Origin of the sequence: Caloranaerobacter azorensis DSM 13643 (assembly GCF_900129995.1) — a bacterium.
GTDB lineage: Bacteria > Bacillota > Clostridia > Tissierellales > Thermohalobacteraceae > Caloranaerobacter > Caloranaerobacter azorensis.
In genome coordinates this window covers 1-22,015 of the sequence record NZ_FQXO01000038.1, presented here as the reverse complement: position 1 = coordinate 22,015, position 22,015 = coordinate 1, and the positions used below count along the sequence as shown (strand labels likewise).

20 protein-coding genes are annotated in these 22,015 nt (G+C 29.9%); 2 read left to right on the top strand and 18 right to left on the bottom strand.

From position 1 onward, the window contains the following. Nucleotides 1-432 precede the first annotated feature (432 nt). The 7 genes from BUB51_RS07355 to BUB51_RS07325 form a co-directional block, all read right to left on the bottom strand. A complete protein-coding gene (locus tag BUB51_RS07355) occupies nt 433-1,671 on the bottom strand; it encodes a sensor histidine kinase (RefSeq protein ID WP_073196683.1) in 1,239 nt (412 codons plus the stop codon). Between the two features lie 33 nt (nt 1,672-1,704). Further along, nucleotides 1,705-2,400 carry a response regulator transcription factor gene (locus tag BUB51_RS07350; protein ID WP_073196681.1) on the bottom strand — a complete coding sequence of 232 codons (696 nt, stop codon included), beginning with the start codon at nt 2,398-2,400 and terminating at the stop codon, nt 1,705-1,707. A 30-nt stretch (nt 2,401-2,430) separates the two neighbouring features. Beyond that, nucleotides 2,431-3,660, bottom strand: a complete 1,230-nt coding sequence (gene hydF, locus BUB51_RS07345) for a [FeFe] hydrogenase H-cluster maturation GTPase HydF (protein ID WP_035161614.1) — start codon at nt 3,658-3,660, stop codon at nt 2,431-2,433. 15 nt (nt 3,661-3,675) lie between these two features. Further along, the gene (locus tag BUB51_RS07340) at nt 3,676-5,073 is read right to left on the bottom strand and encodes an aspartate ammonia-lyase (RefSeq protein WP_083599550.1); all 1,398 of its coding nucleotides are present in this window, start codon (nt 5,071-5,073) and stop codon (nt 3,676-3,678) included. 26 nt (nt 5,074-5,099) lie between these two features. Further along, nucleotides 5,100-5,984: a tRNA 2-thiocytidine biosynthesis TtcA family protein gene (locus tag BUB51_RS07335; RefSeq protein WP_073196677.1), complete on the bottom strand. Its 885-nt coding sequence runs from the start codon at nt 5,982-5,984 to the stop codon at nt 5,100-5,102. A gap of 133 nt (nt 5,985-6,117) precedes the next feature. Then, nucleotides 6,118-7,347 (bottom strand): aminopeptidase, encoded by a 1,230-nt coding sequence (locus BUB51_RS07330; RefSeq protein WP_073196675.1) that lies wholly within the window; start codon nt 7,345-7,347, stop codon nt 6,118-6,120. Nucleotides 7,348-7,467: 120 nt separating this feature from the next. Then, nucleotides 7,468-7,899, bottom strand: coding sequence for a hypothetical protein (locus BUB51_RS07325; RefSeq protein WP_073196673.1), 432 nt, complete (start codon nt 7,897-7,899; stop codon nt 7,468-7,470). Between the two features lie 262 nt (nt 7,900-8,161). On the opposite strand from BUB51_RS07325, the gene BUB51_RS07320 reads away from it, so the two are divergent. Continuing rightward, nucleotides 8,162-10,147 (top strand): methyl-accepting chemotaxis protein, encoded by a 1,986-nt coding sequence (locus BUB51_RS07320; RefSeq protein WP_073196671.1) that lies wholly within the window; start codon nt 8,162-8,164, stop codon nt 10,145-10,147. Nucleotides 10,148-10,180: 33 nt separating this feature from the next. On the opposite strand, the gene BUB51_RS07315 is transcribed toward BUB51_RS07320, so the two are convergent. From BUB51_RS07315 to BUB51_RS07285, 7 genes are all read right to left on the bottom strand, one after another. After that, nucleotides 10,181-11,383 (bottom strand): hypothetical protein, encoded by a 1,203-nt coding sequence (locus tag BUB51_RS07315; protein ID WP_073196669.1) that lies wholly within the window; start codon nt 11,381-11,383, stop codon nt 10,181-10,183. Between the two features lie 19 nt (nt 11,384-11,402). Then, nucleotides 11,403-11,870, bottom strand: coding sequence for an RNA polymerase sigma factor (locus BUB51_RS07310; RefSeq protein WP_073196667.1), 468 nt, complete (start codon nt 11,868-11,870; stop codon nt 11,403-11,405). A 187-nt stretch (nt 11,871-12,057) separates the two neighbouring features. Next, nucleotides 12,058-13,341 (bottom strand): 2-hydroxycarboxylate transporter family protein, encoded by a 1,284-nt coding sequence (locus BUB51_RS07305; protein WP_073196665.1) that lies wholly within the window; start codon nt 13,339-13,341, stop codon nt 12,058-12,060. Nucleotides 13,342-13,364: 23 nt separating this feature from the next. Further along, nucleotides 13,365-14,534 (bottom strand): NAD(P)-dependent malic enzyme, encoded by a 1,170-nt coding sequence (locus BUB51_RS07300; protein WP_278294230.1) that lies wholly within the window; start codon nt 14,532-14,534, stop codon nt 13,365-13,367. A gap of 143 nt (nt 14,535-14,677) precedes the next feature. Further along, nucleotides 14,678-15,355 (bottom strand): response regulator, encoded by a 678-nt coding sequence (locus tag BUB51_RS07295; RefSeq protein WP_073196661.1) that lies wholly within the window; start codon nt 15,353-15,355, stop codon nt 14,678-14,680. A 1-nt stretch (nt 15,356) separates the two neighbouring features. Beyond that, nucleotides 15,357-16,964 carry a DcuS/MalK family sensor histidine kinase gene (gene dcuS / locus BUB51_RS07290; protein ID WP_073196659.1) on the bottom strand — a complete coding sequence of 536 codons (1,608 nt, stop codon included), beginning with the start codon at nt 16,962-16,964 and terminating at the stop codon, nt 15,357-15,359. Nucleotides 16,965-17,212: 248 nt separating this feature from the next. After that, entirely contained in the window at nt 17,213-17,956 is a 744-nt protein-coding gene (locus BUB51_RS07285; protein ID WP_073196657.1) for a DUF4184 family protein, read from the bottom strand. A 215-nt stretch (nt 17,957-18,171) separates the two neighbouring features. On the opposite strand from BUB51_RS07285, the gene BUB51_RS07280 reads away from it, so the two are divergent. Further along, the gene (locus BUB51_RS07280) at nt 18,172-18,903 is read left to right on the top strand and encodes a spore coat protein (RefSeq protein ID WP_073196655.1); all 732 of its coding nucleotides are present in this window, start codon (nt 18,172-18,174) and stop codon (nt 18,901-18,903) included. A 161-nt stretch (nt 18,904-19,064) separates the two neighbouring features. On the opposite strand, the gene BUB51_RS07275 is transcribed toward BUB51_RS07280, so the two are convergent. From BUB51_RS07275 to BUB51_RS13635, 4 genes are all read right to left on the bottom strand, one after another. Beyond that, a complete protein-coding gene (locus tag BUB51_RS07275; protein ID WP_073196652.1) occupies nt 19,065-19,514 on the bottom strand; it encodes a hypothetical protein in 450 nt (149 codons plus the stop codon). A 213-nt stretch (nt 19,515-19,727) separates the two neighbouring features. Beyond that, nucleotides 19,728-20,591, bottom strand: a complete 864-nt coding sequence (locus BUB51_RS07270; protein ID WP_035161578.1) for a GNAT family N-acetyltransferase — start codon at nt 20,589-20,591, stop codon at nt 19,728-19,730. A gap of 31 nt (nt 20,592-20,622) precedes the next feature. Then, entirely contained in the window at nt 20,623-20,796 is a 174-nt protein-coding gene (locus tag BUB51_RS07265) for a DUF2087 domain-containing protein (protein WP_276717580.1), read from the bottom strand. A gap of 245 nt (nt 20,797-21,041) precedes the next feature. Continuing rightward, on the bottom strand, nt 21,042-21,455 hold the full coding sequence (locus BUB51_RS13635; RefSeq protein ID WP_073196650.1) for a PDDEXK family nuclease: 414 nt from the start codon (nt 21,453-21,455) through the stop codon (nt 21,042-21,044). Nucleotides 21,456-22,015: the final 560 nt, after the last annotated feature.

The following is a 22,015-nucleotide window of genomic DNA, read 5'->3' as shown; positions in this document are numbered from 1 at the left end:
CATCACTGCATAGGTTGTCATTTTGAAATTCATCTAAATGACGTACCCTTGAGACCTCCCGGGGTAAGCGTAACCACTTTCCTCCCATATATCCGCCACATTTACTGCATAAACCTTCGGACCGTTTTGGGCTTTGTTTTGTTTTGCAAACTCACCCGATTTATACAGCCTCGAATGTGGTTCGTGTACCTCGGACCAGGATTTTGCCTCCGGCTTCCTTCAGATTCCACCTCACGATGGACACCCTTGCCTTTAGCTAGTGGTTGGCACGGTCAACCCCCACAGTGGACTTTCACCACCTAGTTGTTACGCATGCCCGGCACACAAAAAGAAAGGAATTTACCTATACAGTAAATTCCTGATCTTATTAATAAATTAAAATATTTTATGAAAATGACGCTCATGCGGACAAATTTAGAAAAAACTAAAGGCTCAAATTTTTAAAAAAGTAATAATGAATCTCGTACCTTCGCCTTCCTTACTTTCAACCCATATCTCTCCACCATGACTCTCTATTATCGTCTTTGCTAAAGACAGACCTATACCGATACTATCACTTTTGGCATTGCTTGCCTTATAAAAGCGTTTGAATATATTAGGCAGTTCTTCTCTTTTTATGCCTTCACCAGTATCTTCTATTATCACTTTAGTAAAGACAGGAGTATCATCTATTGAAATAGATATTCTACCATTGTCTGGAGTATGTTCTGAAGAATTTTTTATTATATTGACGAAAGCCTCTTTGAGCCATTCGCTATCATGCTTTAGCACAATGTTATCTTTATTTGTATCTATTGTTATCTGCTGATTTTTCTTATCTATAGTCGGTTTCAATAATGATACGCTTCCTTTTATCGTATCTATAATATTTTCATTGTAATAATTAAATTTAACCGCACCAACCTCCATTTTAGCCAGTTTAAGTAAATTTATTATAAGCCACTGCATCCTCTCAAGCTGTTCTCTACTTTTATACAAGAATTCTTCTCTCTTTTTCCTGTCTATATCTCTTGTAAGCATAATATCATTTAATATTATAAGAGATGATAAAGGCGTCTTTAACTGATGCGATATATCAGATATTATATCTTTAAGATATATCTTTTCTCTGTCTAGTGCCTCTATAGTAAGTTTCAATCTATTAGTCATGTTATTAAAATTGTGATATAAGATAGAAAAATCGCCCTCACCATCCTCCGGTAAGGCTTCTATTTCTCCATTAACTACATCTTCTGCTTTTTGGGATATTATATTCACTTTCCTAAATATATTTTTATACTCTATAAGAACTATGAACAATATTGCTGCTAAACTCAAAAATAAAAAGATACCTGCAATTATATAAAAATTTTTTTCAAAGTTATATAAATAAGAAAACACCTCTATAGGTAGCTCTTTAGTAAAATGATACTTACTGGCTATATCCATACCCTTTTTCATTTCGACATCTGAAACTCTTCCAGTAAAGTAACCTATTATCTCTTCTTCTAATTCAGGATGGATTGACAGTATTTTACCTATTACCGCTATATTATTATCTATCATGTTATTTTTAAGATTATCTATCCTTATATTTATGATGTAAAATACCAATATAGTTAATATAATTTGAAATGCTATAAGTTTTATAATAATCCTCTTTACTTCTGGATTATTTAAAAATCTAGACAAATTAACCACGCCTTTATCCTTTATTTTCAACTTTTAATCTTTACAACTTAACTTATAGCCAACTCCTCTAACCGTCTTAATATACTTTGGATTTGCAGGAAAGTCTTCTATTTTTTCTCTCAATCTTCTTATATGAACTGATAATGTATTATCGTCTATAAAATGTCCCGACAAATCCCATATTTTTTCTAATATTTGGGTTCTAGTTAAGACTCTGTTCGGATTTTGAGCTAATGCCAAAAGCAGTTTATATTCTATCGGAGTAAGAATTATTTCTCTGTCATCTTTTATTACTCTGTTTTCTCTTATATTGATTACTATACTTCCAAAAGATATAGTATCTTCTTGCCGAATTCTATTATTATTCATCTTATTTCTTCTTATAGTGGCCCTTATTCTCGATATGAGTTCTTTAACTCTAAAGGGCTTTGTAACATAATCATCTCCACCTATATCAAGCCCCATAATGACATTTACTTCATCATCACATGCTGTCAAAAATATTATAGGTATATTACTTTCTTTTCTTATCTTCTTACAAAGATCATATCCCGTTCCGTCGGGAAGAATAACGTCAAGCAGTATCAAATCAAAATCTTTTTCTTTAAATGCACTATATCCATCTTTTATATTATACTTAACTTCAACTTCCATACCCTCATCTTTAAGAGAATACTCTATCCCCATAGCGAGAGTAGTATCGTCTTCAATAAGGAGTATACTTTCCATAAAACCATCTCCAATTTTTATAAAATTTGATTACTCATCCCAAACCATTTTAGCAAGAGGAAATGGTTCTAATGCTCTATCTAAAATACCATGAACATAGGCAATCATTACTCCATAATTTACAATCGGTATATTTAAAGACTTTGCACTATTTATCCTATAGAGCATTCCCCTTCTATTTAACATACATCCACCACAATGCACAATTAAAGAATATTTCTGCACATCGTCTGGGAAAGAACTTCCAGAACTAAATTCAAATTCTAATTTCTTTCCTGTAATTTGTCTTATCCATCTAGGAATCTTTACTCTACCAATGTCATCAGCTTGTCTATGGTGAGTACATCCTTCTGAAACTAAAATCTTATCTCCATCTTTAAGTTTCTCAATTGCTTTAACTCCTTTCACTAATTCAACTAAATCTCCTTTAAATCTAGCAAATAATATTGAAAAGGAAGTCATCAAGATATCCTTTGGAGTATCAGCAGCTACTTTCAAAAACGCTTGTGAATCTGTTATTACAAGTTTAGGTTTTTTAGATAAATTTTCTAAAGTCTCCTTTAATTCATATTCTTTTGTAACAATAGCAATTGCATCACTTTCTAAAATATCTCTGATAGTCTGCTGTTGAGGAAGAATTAGTCTTCCTTTTGGAGCCGCCTTATCAATTGGAGTAACAAGAACTACAAAATCGCCGGGTTCTATCAAATCTCCAACTATTTTAAATTTATCTTCATCTTCTGGCAGAATACTTATAATTTTCTTTTTAAGTTCGTTTATTCCCTGTTTTTTTAATGCCGAAATTGCTAATACAGGTACTTTAAATTCCTTTTTTAAGTTAATAATATCTTCATTAGATACTTCTGAAATATCGGCTTTGTTTAACACTATAATTAAAGGTATTTTCTTTTCTTTAATTCTATTAATTGTCATTCTATCTTCATCAGTTATCCCAACGGTTGCATCGATTACAAACAGTGCTACATCCGTTTTATTTAAAACTTCCATTGATTTTTTAATCCTAAGCTCTCCTAAATCACCAACATCATCTAATCCAGCAGTATCTATAATAACACAAGGTCCAATAGGTAAAATTTCTATAGATTTGTAAACAGGATCTGTAGTGGTCCCTTTAACATCTGATACTATTGCTATTTCTTGGTTAGTAATTGCATTTATAATGCTTGATTTTCCGGAATTTCTCTTACCAAATAAAGCTATATGAACTCTAGTTGAACGTGGTGTATCATTTAAACTCATTTATATCCCTCCAAATTATTTTCCTGGTATTCCCGGTTTTGTTACCTGATAAGGATTTAGAATCTTATCTATTTCATCTTCACTCAAAATATTTTCTTCTCTTAAAACTTCTCTTATTGTCTTATCACTTTCAAGTGCTTTCTTGGCTATTTCACTCGCCTTATCATAACCTATATGATGAACAAGAGCCGTTACCAGTACAGTAGACTTTTCAAGATTTTCCTTACATCTTTTTTCATTTACTTTTATCCCTTCGATACACTTTTCTCTGAATAAGACAACAGCATCATTTAATAGTTCTAAAGATTCTAAAAGACTTTCAGCTATAAGCGGAATAAATGCATTCAGTTCAAGCTGCCCTGAAGAACTAGCTATGGTAATAGCATAATCATTTGCTATGACTTTCATAGCTACCTGTGCCACCATCTCCGGTATTACTGGATTAACTTTCCCCGGCATAATACTTGAACCGGCCTGCATCATAGGAAGCTCTATTTCTCCTATTCCACCTTTTGGCCCCGAATTTAATAGCCTCAAATCATTTGAAATTTTAAGCAAATTCACACTACATGCCTTTAATAGCCCAGAAACTTCTACAAATACATCGGCATTTTGAGTTATATCTATAGGGAATTCAGTTCTAGCTAATCCTAGTTTTGTTAAATCCTGAATAACATCTGTTATCATAAAAACAAATTTTAATGGAGCATTCATTCCCGTTCCAATTGCAGTTCCGCCCAAATTTATCTGTCTGAGCCTTTCCTCTACTTTATAAATTCTCCATCTATCTCTGGCGATTGCTTTTGCATAGGCTCCAAATTCCTGCCCTACCATCATAGGAAGTGCATCCATAAGTTGAGTTCTACCTAGTTTAATTATTTCACTAAATTCATTTTCTTTAATCTGAAGTGCCTCTTGTAAATCTGCAAGAGAATTGCTCAATTTTCTAATCATATGAATAGCGGCAATTCTAAGGGCAGTAGGATATACATCATTAGTAGATTGAGACATATTTACATGATTGAGCGGATGAATAATACTGTAATCTCCCTTTTTGCCTCCTAAAATCTCTATCGCCCTATTTGCAATGACTTCATTAACATTCATGTTAGTAGACGTTCCAGCCCCACCTTGAAGTGCACTTAATTTAAACTCATCATCAAATTTACCCTCAATGACTTCTTCACTCGCTTTAATTATAGCATCCGCTTTATCCTCTGGTAATCTATTTAATCTTTTATTTACTATTGCTGCCGCTTTTTTAATAAGAGCAATCTCCCTTATTAATTTTAAATTCACCGTTTTAGATTTTAATTTAAAGTTTTCTAGTGCTCTTTTTGTATTTATTCCATAATATCTATCATTTTCAATCCTGCATTCTCCTAAAAAATCCTTCTCTACTCTATAATCCAATTTCAAACCTCCTCTCATACCTACTTTTATTCATAAAAATCTAAATACGAATATTTCTTACCATCTTTTTGCCATCCTAATATTGCATCCATGTTTACATTTTGTGCTGCCTTGAAAATAGACTTGTCTACATTCTCAAAATTTTTCTTTAAATCTTTTATAAGTTCTTTAATTTCATTTCTTTTACTCGACGTCTTCTTTGCAGCAACCATACATGCACAATTTAACGGCCAAATTCCACTATTTTGAATAAAATTTTCAATATGTTTTTCTCGAATATAATACATTGGCCTGATTAATTCTACCCCTTTAAAATTTGTTGATTTTAACTTAGGAAGCATCGTTTTGAAACATCCTGAATATAAAATGTTTAACATAGTGGTCTCAATAACATCGTTAAAATGATGCCCTAAAGCTAGTTTATTACACCCAAGTTCTTGAGCCTTATTATATAATGCTCCGCGCCGCATTCTAGCACACATATAGCAAGGGTAATCTTGTGCAATGTCATCAACTATCTCGAAAATTTTTGACTCAAAAATATGGATAGGTATATTTAGATATCGACAATTATCAATTAGAAGCTCTTTTATGCTTTCATGATATCCCGGATCCATTACAATAAATTCAAGTTCAATTTTAAATTGTCCTTGACGTTTCAATTCTTGAAACAATTTAGCCATAAGCATACTATCTTTACCGCCAGAGATTGCAACAGCAATTTTATCTCCATCTTCTACTAGATTAAACTCTCTTATAGCTTTGACAAACTTAGACCATATGTGTTTTCTATATCTCTTAATAATACTACGTTCTATTTCTTCGAGAGGTTTTCTCTCGCTAAAAGGAACTAATATTTCACAACCGCTTCCTGCAATACCATTTTCTCTATTATTATTACTACTACTCATTGTGCCACCTCACTTTTTCGAAAATATTATATCATTATTTTAGCAATTATGTCTTTGGAACAAAATTTTTAATAAAATAAATTTATGGAAATTAATAAGAGCTAAAAGGATTGTCCCTTTAGCTCTTAAAGATTTAATATGTAAAATTGCCTTTTTTAAATACAGGTACTTCTTTCCCTTCTGCTGTAATCCCTATTATTTCAAGATCTTCTGTCCCTATCATAAAATCTACATGAGTTAAAGAATCATTCACCCCTAATTTTTCTAATTCCTCTTTACTCATGTTTTCACCGTTTTTTATACATACTGGATATGCTTTTCCTATTGCTAAATGGCACGAAGCATTTTCATCAAAAAGAGTGTTATAAAACAATACGTTCGATTTTGAAATAGGAGAATCATAAGGAACTAAAGCCACTTCACCAAGATAATGTGAACCTTCATCAGTTTCAATAAGCTGTTTTAAACTTTCATAACCTTTTTCAGCCTTAAAGTCGACAATCTTTCCATCTTTAAATGTTAATGTGAAATTTTCGATTAAATTTCCATTATAGTTTAAAGGCTTTGAACTCACTACAGTACCATTTACTCCTGTCTTTTTCGGTAAAGTAAATACCTCTTCTGTGGGCATATTTGCAATAAATTCTATCCCTTCAGGAGTATAATCTGAACCTCCAAGCCATATATGACTTTCAGGAAGTTCGATTTTTAAATCTGTTCCTAAAGAATTCTTAAAATGAAGAAGTTTAAAATTATTACTATTTAAAAATTCTAAACTCTTTTTAAGATTATTTTTATGCTCTTCCCAAGAAGCAACGGGATCTTCTGTATCTACTCTAACAGCTTTTAAAATAGCCTCCCATAGTTTTTCAACCGCATCGTCCTCTGGAAGTTCAGGGAAAACTTTCCTTGCCCAAGCCCTTGTAGGAACTGATACAATAGACCAAACATTTCTATTGCTCATCAAACTTTCTCTATATTCTTTTAATGAGATGCTGCTGACCTTACGTTCTTTAGCTATTCTTTTAGGGTCTACGTCCTTCATAAGTTCCGGATCAGATGCCGCTATGCTTAAAAAAGCCGCTCCTTGTTTCATATAGTACATATAAAACTCTTTTATCCATTCAGGAAACTCTTCAAAGACTTCTTCCGGAGCATGTTTATATCTTATTTTCAAGAATAGCTCGTCTGTCCATTTTACAACAACATCTTTTGCTCCTTCTTGATAAGCAACTCTTGCTACCATTCTTGTAAAAGGAGCACATTCTATAGGAGAAGTTATAACAAGAATTTGACCTTTTTGAATGTTAACCCCCGTTTTTACTACAAGATGTGCGTATTTCTCGAGTAAAACGTTATCCATATTCAAATCCCCTTTCTTAGAATTTTTATAAATATATCCTTTAAGTTATAGTATAACATATTATTCAGTAAATTTTGACTTTTAAAAAACAGTCCATTCGTTTTATGAATGGACTCAACATCAGCGCTTAAGTTTCTCAAATATTTTGACTATTTTAATATCTGTTTTGTATGAATCTATAAGATTATTAGATAAACTCCTATCAGCGATATCTTTAAATACCTTTATCCAATTATGTCTTCCTCCCTCACGAGGAGCACAAAGTAATCTATCCCTTCTTACAGCCGGAATTTTTGATGGATCTAAACATATAATAGACAATTCTAAAAGAGAAATTTCACCTGCCTTATAAAGTTTTTTAGATATTTCTTTAACTTCATCAAATGTAGCATTAGTAATATCATATTTTTTTCTAAGCTCATCCCAAATATTATTAGTATTAGCTGATACACAGGTATGATTAACTCTAATCTTGCTTTTATACAGAGATTTATTATTAACATTTTTTGTATAATAGTAATTAATATTATTATTAATTTTAGAAATTGACATGTTTTTCTCCTCCTTTCTTTTTATAAGTATTGTCAAATGCATGATGCAATTGAATCCTTAACAAGAAATACATTCAATTAAATACAAAATATCTCTATATTGTATATAGTATCGTAAAAATATTAAATGTGTAAATATTTTGAAATGTTTTTATTAAAATGTTAATTTTTTTTAATAATTTTTAAAAAAGGATTTTGTAGAAAAATGTCGAATATCCGTAATCATGCTTAAATAACAATAATAAAATAGGAGGCTATTTCTGATGAAATTATCTATTAAAACATTAAGAACAAAACTTTTATTATTGCTAATACTGATTGCAATAATTCCAGTATCTATCTCTTCTTCAATTTTATACAATCAGAGCAGAAACAATTTAGATCATTTGATTGAAAATGATTTAAAGCATAATGTATCTATTGTTAAATACAAACTTGAAAAAAAAGCACAAGAAGCTCTGTTTCTAGCAAATCTCTATTCTAATAAACCTGAAATCATTGATGTTTTTAAAAATAAAGATCGTGATGCATTAAAACAAATAATTAAACCAATATTCCAAAGATTAAAAGAAGAACACAACATCCAAATATTAGAATTTGGTGATGACAAGGGAATTGTTTTCTTAAGAGCACATAGTTCAAAATTTGGAGATGATAAAAGCAGCAACGAATCTATAAAATTAGCATTAAAAGGTCAGGAAATAAAAGGTTTTGAATTTGGAAAAAGCGGATTAGCAATTCGAGCATTCGTCCCTATAAAAGATAATGAAAAAATTATAGGAACTTTACAAGTCGGCTTTGAAGATGATTTTCTAACCGATATCAGTAATGTTACTTCTGGAGACATAAATATTTATGTAAAAGATAAATTAGTCAGAACTTCAAGCAAAACCGAAAAAGAAAGAATAGGACAAGTATTAAAGGATCCAACAATCTTTAAAACTGTTTCTAAAGGAGAAATTGTAAAGATTTTAGACGATAAAGGATACATAAGATTATATACCCCTTTATGGAACCCTACAAAAACTAAAGTCATAGGAATGATAAATACTAACTATAATGTTTCATCGCTATTGTCTCTGAAAAAAAATACTTTAATAATTACTCTCATAATTCTAGCTGCATCATTTATATTCGCATTAACATTATCCATAATATTTAGTAGAAACATTACTATGCCAATTAAATCAATAATTGAACATTTAAAACTCATAGCAACTGGAAATCTTACAAAAAATGTTCCTAAAACATATCTCAACAGGAAAGATGAAATAGGTGAACTTTCCAGAGCTGTAGATGTGATGCAAGCCGATATAAAAGCACTAATTAATCAAGTAAATGAAACTTCTAATCAGTTAGCTTATTCTTCAGAAGAATTAGCAACAATTACGAATGAAAATGTCAATGCGACTAATCACGTTGCTTTAACTATACAAGAAGTATCGGACGACACTCAAAAGCAAATGTCAATATCCGAAGAAACTTCAGAATCTATGAAAAAAATGGCAATAAATATTCAAAAAATCGCTCAATCTTCTGCTGTAGTACAGCAGTCTGCTCTTGAAGCATCAAAAGAAGCAGAACAAGGAAATGAATCTATACAAGAAGTCATAGAACAGATGAACTCTATAAATAAATCTGTTTACGATTCATCATCGGCAATAAAAGTATTAAATCAACACTCGCAAAAAATAGATCAAATATTAGAAGCCATTAATAATATTACTTCTCAAATAAATCTACTTGCTTTAAATGCAGCTATAGAAGCTGCTCGTGCAGGAGAACATGGCAAAGGATTTGCCGTTGTAGCTGATGAGATAAGAAAATTAGCCGAACAATCAGAAAAATCAACAAACGAAATTTCAGATATAATAAAAGAAATACAAAAGAATACTAATTATTCTGTCCAATCAATGGAAAATGTAAATAATGAAGTTCAAAAAGGAATGAAAATAACAAATGAAGCCGGTAAAGCATTTATAAAGATTTTAGAGGCAATTCAAAACGTTGCAAAACAAATCCAAGAAGTCTCAACTGCCTCTGAACAGATATCTGCAAATTCAAAGCGAATAGCTGCTTCGGCAGAACAAACATTTGATATCGCTAAAAATTCTGCTGCAAGTTTTGAAAATATAGCTGCCGTTTCAGAAGAACAATTAGCATCTATGGAAGAAATTGCTTCATCTGCAGATACTCTAAATAGTATTGCACAAAGTTTAAATGAATTGATAAGTAAATTTAAAATTTAAACAAGCAAAACTCGCTATATAGCGAGTTTTGCTTTATAATCTCAACTCTCCTGTATTAGAATATAAAATATTTTCTTCCTTTTCTATATTATCTTTTTGACTACTAGATATTTTTATATGGCCATAATCTTCTTCTATTTTGCTTCTTACGATATTAATTACTTTTTCTGGGGCAACAATAAGACCAAAATTCAAAATCGATTTTACTTTTTTATTAAAAACATCAACGTCAATATTTTCATCGATAACTAATTTCCCCATATTTCTTATTGTTACTCCTTCATCAACATTTTCTACAACTCCTGATAAAACCATTTTCCCTGTATTTTTAATTAGTTTTCCTTCAATTATTTCTATTTCTATATTTTCATTTCCTAAAATACCTTTAACAGCCTCATAGTTTTTTGCTCTACAAACTATACTGTCGCATATTAAAGATTTAATATGGTCTTTAAGTTTACTATCATCCTCAAGATATATCTCAACTTCCCCATCTACAAATAAAATACTATCATTATATCTTTTTATTGTATTATCGTTCAATTTTATATCGTGTTCTATATACTTTGAACCCTTTGGTACTACAGTTTTATCTAATAAATAATACTCATCAATATATTTAGCAAATTCTTTTTCAACTTCATCTGCTATCACTAATTTATCTAATATTTGAATATTAGATACTTTTTCTTCAAACAGTTTCATATCAACATCTTCAATAATGATAGCTTTATCAATAGCAAGTTTTGAATGTGGCTTCAATCCATATAAAAATTGATTATTTAATATAATAGTACTACTAAATAATATATAATCATCTTTGTAACTACAAATTCGCCCATTTATTTTAGATTTTGATTGTATAACCCCATTTAATTTTTCCGGACATATCATTCGCCCATTTACTATCAAACAGTATATTTTTTCATTTATAAGATTACTGTCGATATCTTCTTCAAAGATAATCGTACCGTTCACTAAAATAGCTATTTGATTTAAAAGTCCTTCCAAATAATTTCTGTTTATCTTTAAAATCCCTGAACAAGTAACCATCTGTATATCCTTTGGTATTTCCACAACAAATCCTACATTTACTTTCTCACAATTTTTAAGTAGTAATCGCGACTCGTTACTTTCAATAAGTATCCCTACATTACATATTTTAGTAATCTCCTTTGCTAAATCCTCTTTAATATTTCTAGTATCAAGTAATCCTATATTCTCAATTACTGACATCTTACACCCTCCCTTAATTTTAGATTTCATTTTTTAACATTTTTAACGAAGCACTTAATCGAGATCGTACAGTAGAAGGCGATATCCCAAGTATTTCCCCTATTTCAGTGCTATTTAATAACATCTTGTACTTAAGCACCAGAATTTCTTTATTCTTTCGAGGTAGTTTCTGAATTAAATTATCAAAAGTAACTTGAGATTCAAAATCTTGACTTTCTTTAGATAATACATTATTTAATATAACGTTTTCACATGGCAGTATCTTGTTCTGTTTTCGTATAAAATCAATATTTCTGTTTTTTATTGTAGTAAAAAACCACCCTTTTATTTGATGCTCATTCATATTAGCAAACATTTCTTCTCTTTCTAGTGCACTTACATATGCTTCTTGTACAAGATCAAAAGCCCTATCGCTATTTTGAGTTATAGATTTTGCATATGCAATAAACTCCTTATTATATTTTTGATAAACTAAATAGATGTTCACCTTATCACTTCCTCGATTAGTGCTTTCACATATATAACGTACGAAAGCAAAAAAGTGTCCATAATTTTTATAATTTATAGAAAATTACGTTTATTTAGTTAAATTATATATAATTCTCTTGTAAATTTCAGCAAAATAATAGGCCTAGCATCATTGCTAAGCCTATATTAAAACTAACGATTTATAATTATCCAAGTAGACTCAATAAAATAGTGGCAAGTATGAGCATAAATGCTCCTCCAATACGAGATGATATTTGAGCAAAAGGCATTAAGTTCATACGTTTTGATGCAGACAAAACAGCTACATCTCCCGTTCCTCCCATATTTGCCATACATAGTCCGGCCGTAATTGCAGATTCAATTGGATAAAATCCAAGTAAGCTCCCTACAATGCCTGAACCAAGCACTGCACCTATTACTGTAACTGTAACTAATAAGATATATTGTAAATTAAATGAACTAATAACCGCATTTAAATCCGTATATGCTATTCCTATACCAACTAATAGTGCCGGAGTCAAATTAACCATAATAAATCTAAACCACTGAAAAGCTCCTACTTCATATTTTCTTGGAACTATCCCCACAGCCTTTATTATAGCAACAGATATTATCATTAAAGCATATGAATGTATAGGAATAAATTTAGCTAATATCTTACCCCAAACAAAGAAAGTAGTCGATAATAAAAGTCCAATTCCTAGATTTCTATAATCAATTTTTTCCGTCCTTTCTTCTTGCTTAACCTCTTCAATATTTTCTTTTAATAATTTGCCATTTCCTGTAAGGTTTGTTTTGATTTTACCTATTTTATCCAATAACCCGGCAACAACTATAGATAGCGCGTTCCCAAGTGCAAGAGCCGGAATCATTACAGAAAGCATTTCTTTTGGATCTACTTTCAATGCCTCACCAAATATTTTTGATAATGGTACGGCACCGGCTCCCATACCTCCACCCATTATAGGCAGTCCTATATAAAGTATCGCCTTTTTAGCTCCAAATCCTATTAATCCGCCAACTAAACCGACTAAACCTAATGCGGCAACTACTCCGGCAATAATTGCTGGAAGATATCTTACTGCTGCCTTAATCAATAGTTTCCTATCCATCCCTAATATACTGCCAGTAATGAGCGCTGCTATATAAAAACTTAAAAAACCTTCTCCTTTCATGAAGTTTGTTATAATTTCTCCTGTAGCTTTAGGTAATAATCCATAAGTGATTAAAGCTGCTGAACCAAATATAACCACAATCGGGCCGCCACCTAGATAATCCTTTACTATTGGTGTACGATTACCTATCTCATTGAATATTGCACCAATCACCATCATAATCGGATATGCTCCAATCATTCCTTTAGGAAGTACACCCATATAAGTTGCTAATAAGACAACAAATGTAACAAGTATAAATACTGGAACTGACATACCCATAATTTTATATCCTTGATTTTCTAAACTATTCATTTTAATCCCTCCCTATGCACTATTTAACAGGCTCCACTTTCTCTTGCCGCTTTTGCAACTGCTTTTGCCACTCTTTCAACTATTCTCTTATCGAATGGATTTGGGATAACATAGTCTTCATTAAGTTCTTCATCACTTATTATTCCTGCTATAGCATAAGCTGCAGCTACTTTCATCTCTTCATTTATTTGTCTAGCTCTAACATCTAACGCTCCTCTAAAAATACCAGGAAAAGCGATAACATTATTTATTTGATTTGGAAAATCTGAACGCCCTGTACCAACTACTTTTGCCCCTGCCTTTTTAGCTAAATCAGGCATTATCTCTGGTATAGGATTGGCCATTGCAAACACTATCGCATCTTTATTCATCGATTTAATCATATCTTCACTCACAACATTAGCAGCCGATACACCAATAAATACGTCGGCTCCTTCCATTGCATCTTTTAAAGTCCCCTGTTTTTTATTTCTATTAGTTATTTTAGAAAGTTCTTTTTTGTGTCCTTCCAACTTCTCTTTTCCTTCATAGATTATCCCATCTCTATCGCATACAATAATATCCTTTGCTCCAAGATTTATAAGCATTTTAACAATAGCTGTACCCGCTGCACCCGGGCCATTAACCACTATAGTAACGTCTTCTATCTTTTTATTAGTTACTTTCAGTGCATTTATTAATCCCGCTGAAACAACTATGGCAGTACCATGCTGATCATCATGAAATACTGGTATGTTTAACTCCTTTTTTAATCTCTCTTCTATTTCAAAACATCTTGGCGATGATATATCCTCTAAATTAATTCCGCCAAAAGTAGGTTCTAAATATTTTATCGTTTTAACTATCTCATCTACATCCTTTGTAGCTAAACAAATAGGAAATGCATCTATACCTGCAAACTCTTTAAATAAAATAGCCTTACCCTCCATTACAGGCATCGCTGCTTCAGGCCCAATATCTCCCAAACCTAATACAGCCGTTCCATCAGAAACTACTGCAACTAAATTCCCTTTAGACGTATATTTATAAACATTTTCTCTATTTTGATGAATTTTTCTACATGGTTCTGCAACGCCCGGTGTATAAGCTGTACTTAATTCATCCTTATTTGTAACTTTTACTTTAGATGTAACCTCTATTTTACCTTTTTTTCCCTCGTGCATCTTTAAGCTCTTTTCTGCATAGCTCATCATTACCATCCTTTCTAATATATCTATTTTATATGTAAATTTTAACCTATATCAAAAAAGCAAAAAACATTTAGAAATTATTCTAAATGTTTTAGTAAATAAAAATATTTATGACTTCTTTTTAACAATTTTTATTTGGAAATAGATTATTCCCCAATATATTTATATAAATGCGATGGACGTCCTACAGAACCATATTCTACTTCAATCTCGACTTCGCCAATACTTTCCATATACTCCAAATATCTTCTGACTGTAACTTTTGATAACGCTATGTCTTCGGCAATAATTTCAGCCGTTAAATACTCATTATGATGCTTTTTCACAAAATCGCGAATTCTTTGAAGAGTTTTTTTATGCAGTCCTTTTTTTAAATTATTATTCTCATGCATCTTACAAACTTTAGTTATCACATCAATTTCTTCCTGTTTAACCGGTTTAGAACTCTGTAAAACTCTACATCTATCAGCATAATTTTCTAATGCTTTTTTTAACCTCTCATATTCAAAAGGCTTAATCAGATAGTCTACAGCACCTAATTTAAGTGCAGCATCAATATTTTGAGTTTCTCTTGAAGCCGTAACTAATATTACGTCTATCATCATAAATCTTCTTCTAATCTCTTTTAAAAAATTAATTCCATCAACTTTCGGCATATATATATCTAATATAATTAAATCTACTTCGTTTTTTCTGCAAAAATTCATAGCTTCTTCACCATTTGATACTATCCCTACGACACTAAATCCATCAACGCTCTCAACATATCTTTTATTCAATTCGGCTACCATTGGATCATCTTCCACAATTAAAACTTTAATCATTTTAAACCTCCTTAGGCAGTATAACTTTAAATGTTGTACCTATATTTATTTTTGAATATACATGAATTTCACCATTTAACTCTTCTACAGTTCTCTTTACCAAATCTAATCCTATACCCTCACTTCCAGATTTCGTTGTAAAACCCCTTTTAAATATCTCATTTAAATGCTTTTCTTCAATTCCCTTTCCGGTATCTTCTATTTCAATTTCAATCCTGTCTTCCATTTCTTCTATCCTTATTCTGACTATCTTTTCTTCTTTATTAGTCTTACTTACCGCTTCTAATGCATTTTCCAATATATTCCCAATAAGCGTTATAAGCGCACTACTGCTTATATTGTTATGCCTAGAATCAAGTTTTGTAGCTTCATCAACTACCATCTTTATTCCCAGTTCCTTTGCCCTACTGAATTTCCCAAGTATTAACCCTGCAATAGTTGGATCTTTTACTTTTTTTATAATCATACTGATTATCTGCTGTTGGCTTTCCGTAATATTCACAATATACTTTTTCGCCTCTTCTATCTCTCCTAAATGAAGCAGTCCTAATATTACATGCAATTTATTTAAAAATTCATGGGTATTTGCTCTCAATGCCTGTACTATCTGCTTCACACCCGTTACCTCTTCAGCTAATCTCGTTATCTTTGTTTTATCCCTAAATGTAGCTATGGCTCCAACGATTTTACCATTATCCTTTATAGGTACTCTATTCGTAACAATAATAGTGTCATTTATTCGCTGTTCTTTATCATATTCCGCAATTCCAGTTTCTAAAACTTTAGGAAGTCGACTCGTATGAAAAATGTCGGTAACTGGTTTTCCTATTATTTCTTCTGGTTTGTATTTATCTTTTATCTGTAGTATATCGAGTGCGGAATCATTAACAAGAGTTATTTTACAGTCTTTATCTATGGCAATAATCCCTTCATGTATTGCATCAAGCATGCCTACTTTTTCATTATAAAGCTTTATTATTTCATTTGGTTCTAAACCCATAAGTGTTTTTTTAATATTATTAGCTAACAAAAAAGCTCCAATTATTCCCGCTAATATTCCTGTATATGCTAAAAAAATTAAATGTAATACTGCTTCTTTTTTAGCTTCTTCAACGCTCTCTATAAGAGTTCCTACCGAAACAAAACCTATCTGTTTCTTATTTTCTAAATCATATATTGGAGTAAATGCCCTCATTGATTTTCCCAGCGTTCCAGTTGCTTTAGAAATATAAGTTTCACCATTTTTAATTACTTTATACTGATCACCCCCTACAAATTTTTGTCCAATTCTCTTTGGATTGGGATGAGAGTATCTAATCCCTTCCATATCGGCAACAACTATGAATTCTATCTGTTCAACAGAATCCAACAATGCATCTATATACGGTTTAATAATTCCATCTGGATCTTTCTTATCTAACGCTTCCCTTATAATAGGAGATTTTGCTACTATCTTTGCAGTATTCATTATATTTATTGCCAATTTCTCTTCTACGTTTTTTGATACACTATCTGTTATAAAAGGCAAAACTATCGATATTGATACAAAAACTACTACTGTAATCAATATTATAATTTTTGTCTGCAATTTCATCATACGCTTTTTCATCTTTTCACCTTCTAGAGTGCTCAATATATTTATATACTATCATTTCCATAATATTATTTCATTAATTCATTTACAAGTAATACTTTTAGAATAAAAAAATACTAGGACAAAATTTGTTCTATCCTAGTATTCATAACCTTTCTCATTATTGTTTAATCCAAAAATATACAGTTCCATTTGGATCTAATGCATAAATAAACCCATCTATTCAAAATAAAAAGCAAAGGGAGATACTTTAGTACCTCCCTTCAAACTTTCCGAATTCTAGCCAACATAGACATAATCACAAGCCCAATAAATATACCATCAATTACTGTTACAATGATTTCTCCTAATAGTAAAATACTTGCTTGAGACATTTTTAATAAAATAGTAATTAAACTAATTATAATCACTCCGCTCCAAAATCTTAACTTATAAAATTTACTTATTTGAACATAGTTTTTATATACACTATTATCCTGAATAGCAATCAAATATATAATAATCACTGTAAGCCCCAAAAACGTACTTCCATGCTGAAGCATTTTATAAACTGGAATTTTAATCCCTGCTATATTCAGATACTTTGTTAATAAGCCTATATTCCTAGCAAAAAAACCTGTTTTGTGTGTAAAGCTATCCCAAATCAAGTGAGTGAATGCCCCTAAAATAGCCGAATAACAAAACACAATAAATCTAGATAGTGAATCTATTTTCCATTGTCTTTTTACTAAATAATAATATTTATCGCAATAGGGTTTTGGCAGATTTAATATCACAGCTTCCTTCAATATATAATGATAGATATAGGCTAATATAAAAACTATTGGTAAATTAAAATAAAATTGTCCAAGAAATGTATGTCCAACTATCTGTATTGGCTTAAAATAAATAAAATATTCAAAATCGGGTGCCATCGTTCCAATTACTAACGCTGTAAAATCTAAATACTTATTTCGTTTAGATGCAAATGGCAATACAATAGATGGATGAGCAAATGTAAATGGCATATTTACCTACCTTTCTTTTAAATTTTCTATCTAACTACAAACTTTCTTAAAAAATAATATTCCCTTTACTTTTTAACAAACATATCTCTTCAAATAACATTTGTATTCCAATTTTAATCTTATCTTTAGAAAGCCTTGATATACCCACGTTCTTTTTGTAACTATATCTCATAATAGTCATACTATATTAGTAGTAGCTATAAGGAGATGATTATATGTATTTATGTCCATTTTATCCTTTGAATCAAATGAATGCAAATAGAATATTTATATTGGATTTTAAACAAGGGGATGTTAATGGTGATTTAATAATAGACAATGTTTATTTAATAGGAGAAAAACCATATGGTATAAAAAGTCCATTTGTTGATAATATAACTATACTAATTCAGGATGGAAGAACAAATATTTTTTATAGAATCATTCCAAAAGAAAATGCTGGATATAATCCAACAATATTTTTAGGAGATTTTACTGGAAATAAAGTAAATGATATTCTAATTAGTATCGATTCAGGCGGAAGTGGCGGATATGCTTTCTATTATATCTACTCATTTACGAATAATTCTCCTAAAAAAATATTTGATTATGAAAAATTTAACCAAAAATATACCTACGAAGTAATATATAAGGATTACTATGAAGTAGAAGTTAGAGAAAATAATACAAAAAAATATATTATAGACATTAAGTATAAAGGTAAAGACTACCTATCTGAAATATATGACGCCAAAGGTAAACTTAAAAAACCTATTAAAGGATGGGTAAATCCACTTGGCGGATTATACCCTATTGATTTTCAAAGGGATGGAACTTATGAATTATATGCAGTTCGACGAATAGCAGGCAGATACAATGCTGATAATTTAGGATATGTTCAGACATCATTAAAATGGAATGGCAAAGATTTCACACCATTTTTTCAAACTGTAGGAATACTAGGATAGATTCTATATTACAAACTCCCTACAGGTTTTCAAGAACCTGTAGGGGGTTTTTCCATTTTGAAACAGATATTTTAAAAAAACATCCCCGTTATCACCATATTACTTTAAAAATATTTTTACGATGTTATTTACAATAATTAGATAAATATATTGCTTTTTACCTAAATTATTTTATCTATTACTATCATAGTTATTAAAATCACATTTTCAAGATAGTAAACAGTTTTAGTTTTTTTCCTATGTTCCCATTTCATAAAAGCTCTAAATTCTTCATAAATTTTTGATTTTATTCCTAATATAAAGCAAATAGCAAGAATGATAATATATAATATTCCTCCAAAAACTTTATCAACTTGAAAATAATGTAATATATATATCGGTAATAATCCTAATATAATAGTTAAACCTATAAATAGCATATCTCCTATAAATTTATTCCCCCTGTAGAAAGCGATTAATGCAAAAAGCATTATTCCTAAATACATAAATAAATCCCTATTTGTTTTAAAATTATACTTGATTAATGCTATTAGCATAACTACACAATATGCAAAAATAATTAAACCTCTTATCTTTCTTCCTTTATTGATAATTTGTTGTTCTAAATACATTAACCTCTTCCTTTCTACCTTTTATATTTTTTCACTTGTAGTGCTATGGTTTACCTTCATTCAATAAAATGATAATCTTTACAATAAAAAAATATAGTATCTCTTCTAATATGTAGTATTCTGCTTTATATCCTTTATATCTTTATCTATTTCTCTTATTTGAACAAAGGGAGATATAAATTATCAGTAAACAATTTAACAAAGACTTTATTCTTAATCGAGTTTAAACCAATCACTAACTAATTCACTTTCTTTAAACCCTCTTTTTTTATACATATCATAAGCTAAAGTATTTTTTGTAATAACAATCAAACCTATTTCTTTTACTTTCTTTGAATTCAAAAAACTAATAGCCGTTTCTAAAAGTAGCTTTCCATATCCCTTTCCTCTAGCACTCTTAATTAGTCCTAAATCAAACTCACCCACTCCCTCTTTAATATTAAACTGCAAAAAACCTATCATTTCATTATTTACTATAGCTATATAGCAATTATTTTCATCTGCTTTTTTTATATATTCATCAATATCACTCTCTGTCAGCGTTGCTGCATTTGGAACTTCTTTAAAGGCATCATTATAAATCATTAAATATTCCTTCTTATTTTCCTCTGATAACTTAACTAGACTTAATGGTGAATATTTAACTGTTATATTATCTAATGTCATTCTTATTGCCGAATATTGTTTCTTTATATTTAAAGTATTTAAATTTCTAATTATTGTGTCATCCTTTGTACCTAAAAATACTTCCCTTGCTCCATATTTTTTTGCTATCTTCTTAGATTCTTCTATTATCTCACATAAAACTGTCCTCTTATCCTCTATGCTTTCATTTATATCTAACTTAATTATATATGCTATTCCTTTCTTATCACATTCTTTTAATATTATTGACGCCATTCCAATAATATCTTGTCCCTTAATTTTTAAAATAACTCCTCTACCAAAATCAAATTCTTCAGATTTGATTTCCTTATCTATATCTTCAAAAGATAATTTATTTATTTTATTTCTATTTATAAACTGAATAATTTTCTCTACTTCAAATTTATTCAATTCTAAATAATTTTTAATCATCCTCCCGACTCCTTTTAATATATTCCTTCACTCAATAACTATTACAATCATTTGTTCTTTCAATAAATCCATATTTTATTAACGCTCTTCTTATAATGGCATAATCTTCATATATCCTTTTCAAAACTCTATTAATCTCTTTTTCTAAATAAATCTTTCCTTTTGAAAAATTCTTAACTATCTCTTCTAATACAATAATTTTCATGTTCCTTCATCATCCATATAAATTTTTATGTTATCTTCTTTTTCCTTATCCGTAATATTATATCTATCATCTAAATTCAACAAAAACCGCTGTTACTTGTGGTACGGTTCACCGTATATGACTAAAATGATAAACTTTGTTTAAATAATAATAATATGTTTTTTAATAAAAAACTGTTAGTATTTAAATTTACTAACAGTTTTTTTATTAAAACTAATTTAGTATTACTAGATTAAATATATTTTTTATTTTCTCCTCAACTCATTAACTACATCTTCAACTTCAATATTTCTATTTTCTTTATATTGTTCAATTATTTTTTCATATTTTGAACCAATTTTTATCGCATCCTTTTTTGCCTTCACTATCTCAAAAAAAGTTTTATTAGGAATTTGTTTATAATCTTCCATATCAAATACTATTATATAAAATTCATCATTATCTCTTCTTAATTGTTCAATTAGATTAAAAACTCTTATTAATCCATAAGCATCTTTCCATGAATCTTTATCTCCCGTTAAACCATTAGTTGTAAACAAAATTCCAAAATTACACTTACAACTTTTTAAAAGTCCATAAAACTTACCTACCCATGATACCCCTAAATTCTCTTTATAGTTTTTACATTCTCCAAGAAAAATGTCTTCATTTATATGCAATAATTCTCTAGAAAGTTCAAATTGTTTTAAAGCCTGATATCCTTTATCACTTAATCTTATGACTTGATCTATTTCATTTGTATCAGTTGGTATGTTAGCATATACTTCAAAAAAATATGTTTTCCTTATTATAAATTTAACTAAGTTTTCTAATGCATCACCTTTTTCTTTGGCTTTTGAATTTTCATCATTACTTACACTAACTAAATGATCTAATAATTTTTTCAGAGATTTCGCATCAAATTTCCAGTAAAAAATTTATTTTTACTAAAATTTTATTTTTTAACATTTACTTGAATAACTGGGAAACCTGTAGACCGATAGGTCTTAAAAATAGTTACACCTCCCCCTACCCCAAGAAATTTTAATAATCAATTTCCAGTTTTATTTTTAATTATGTTTTTTCAAATATTGGATTTATCCAATCAGCTTCTATAGTAAATCTTTCATCTCTTATATCTTCAATAATATCTATCTGCAACATTCTTTTCTTTCTAAATCCTCTAATACACCTAAAGAAATATAATTGCATAAGATTAAATGCTATTATTATAAACATT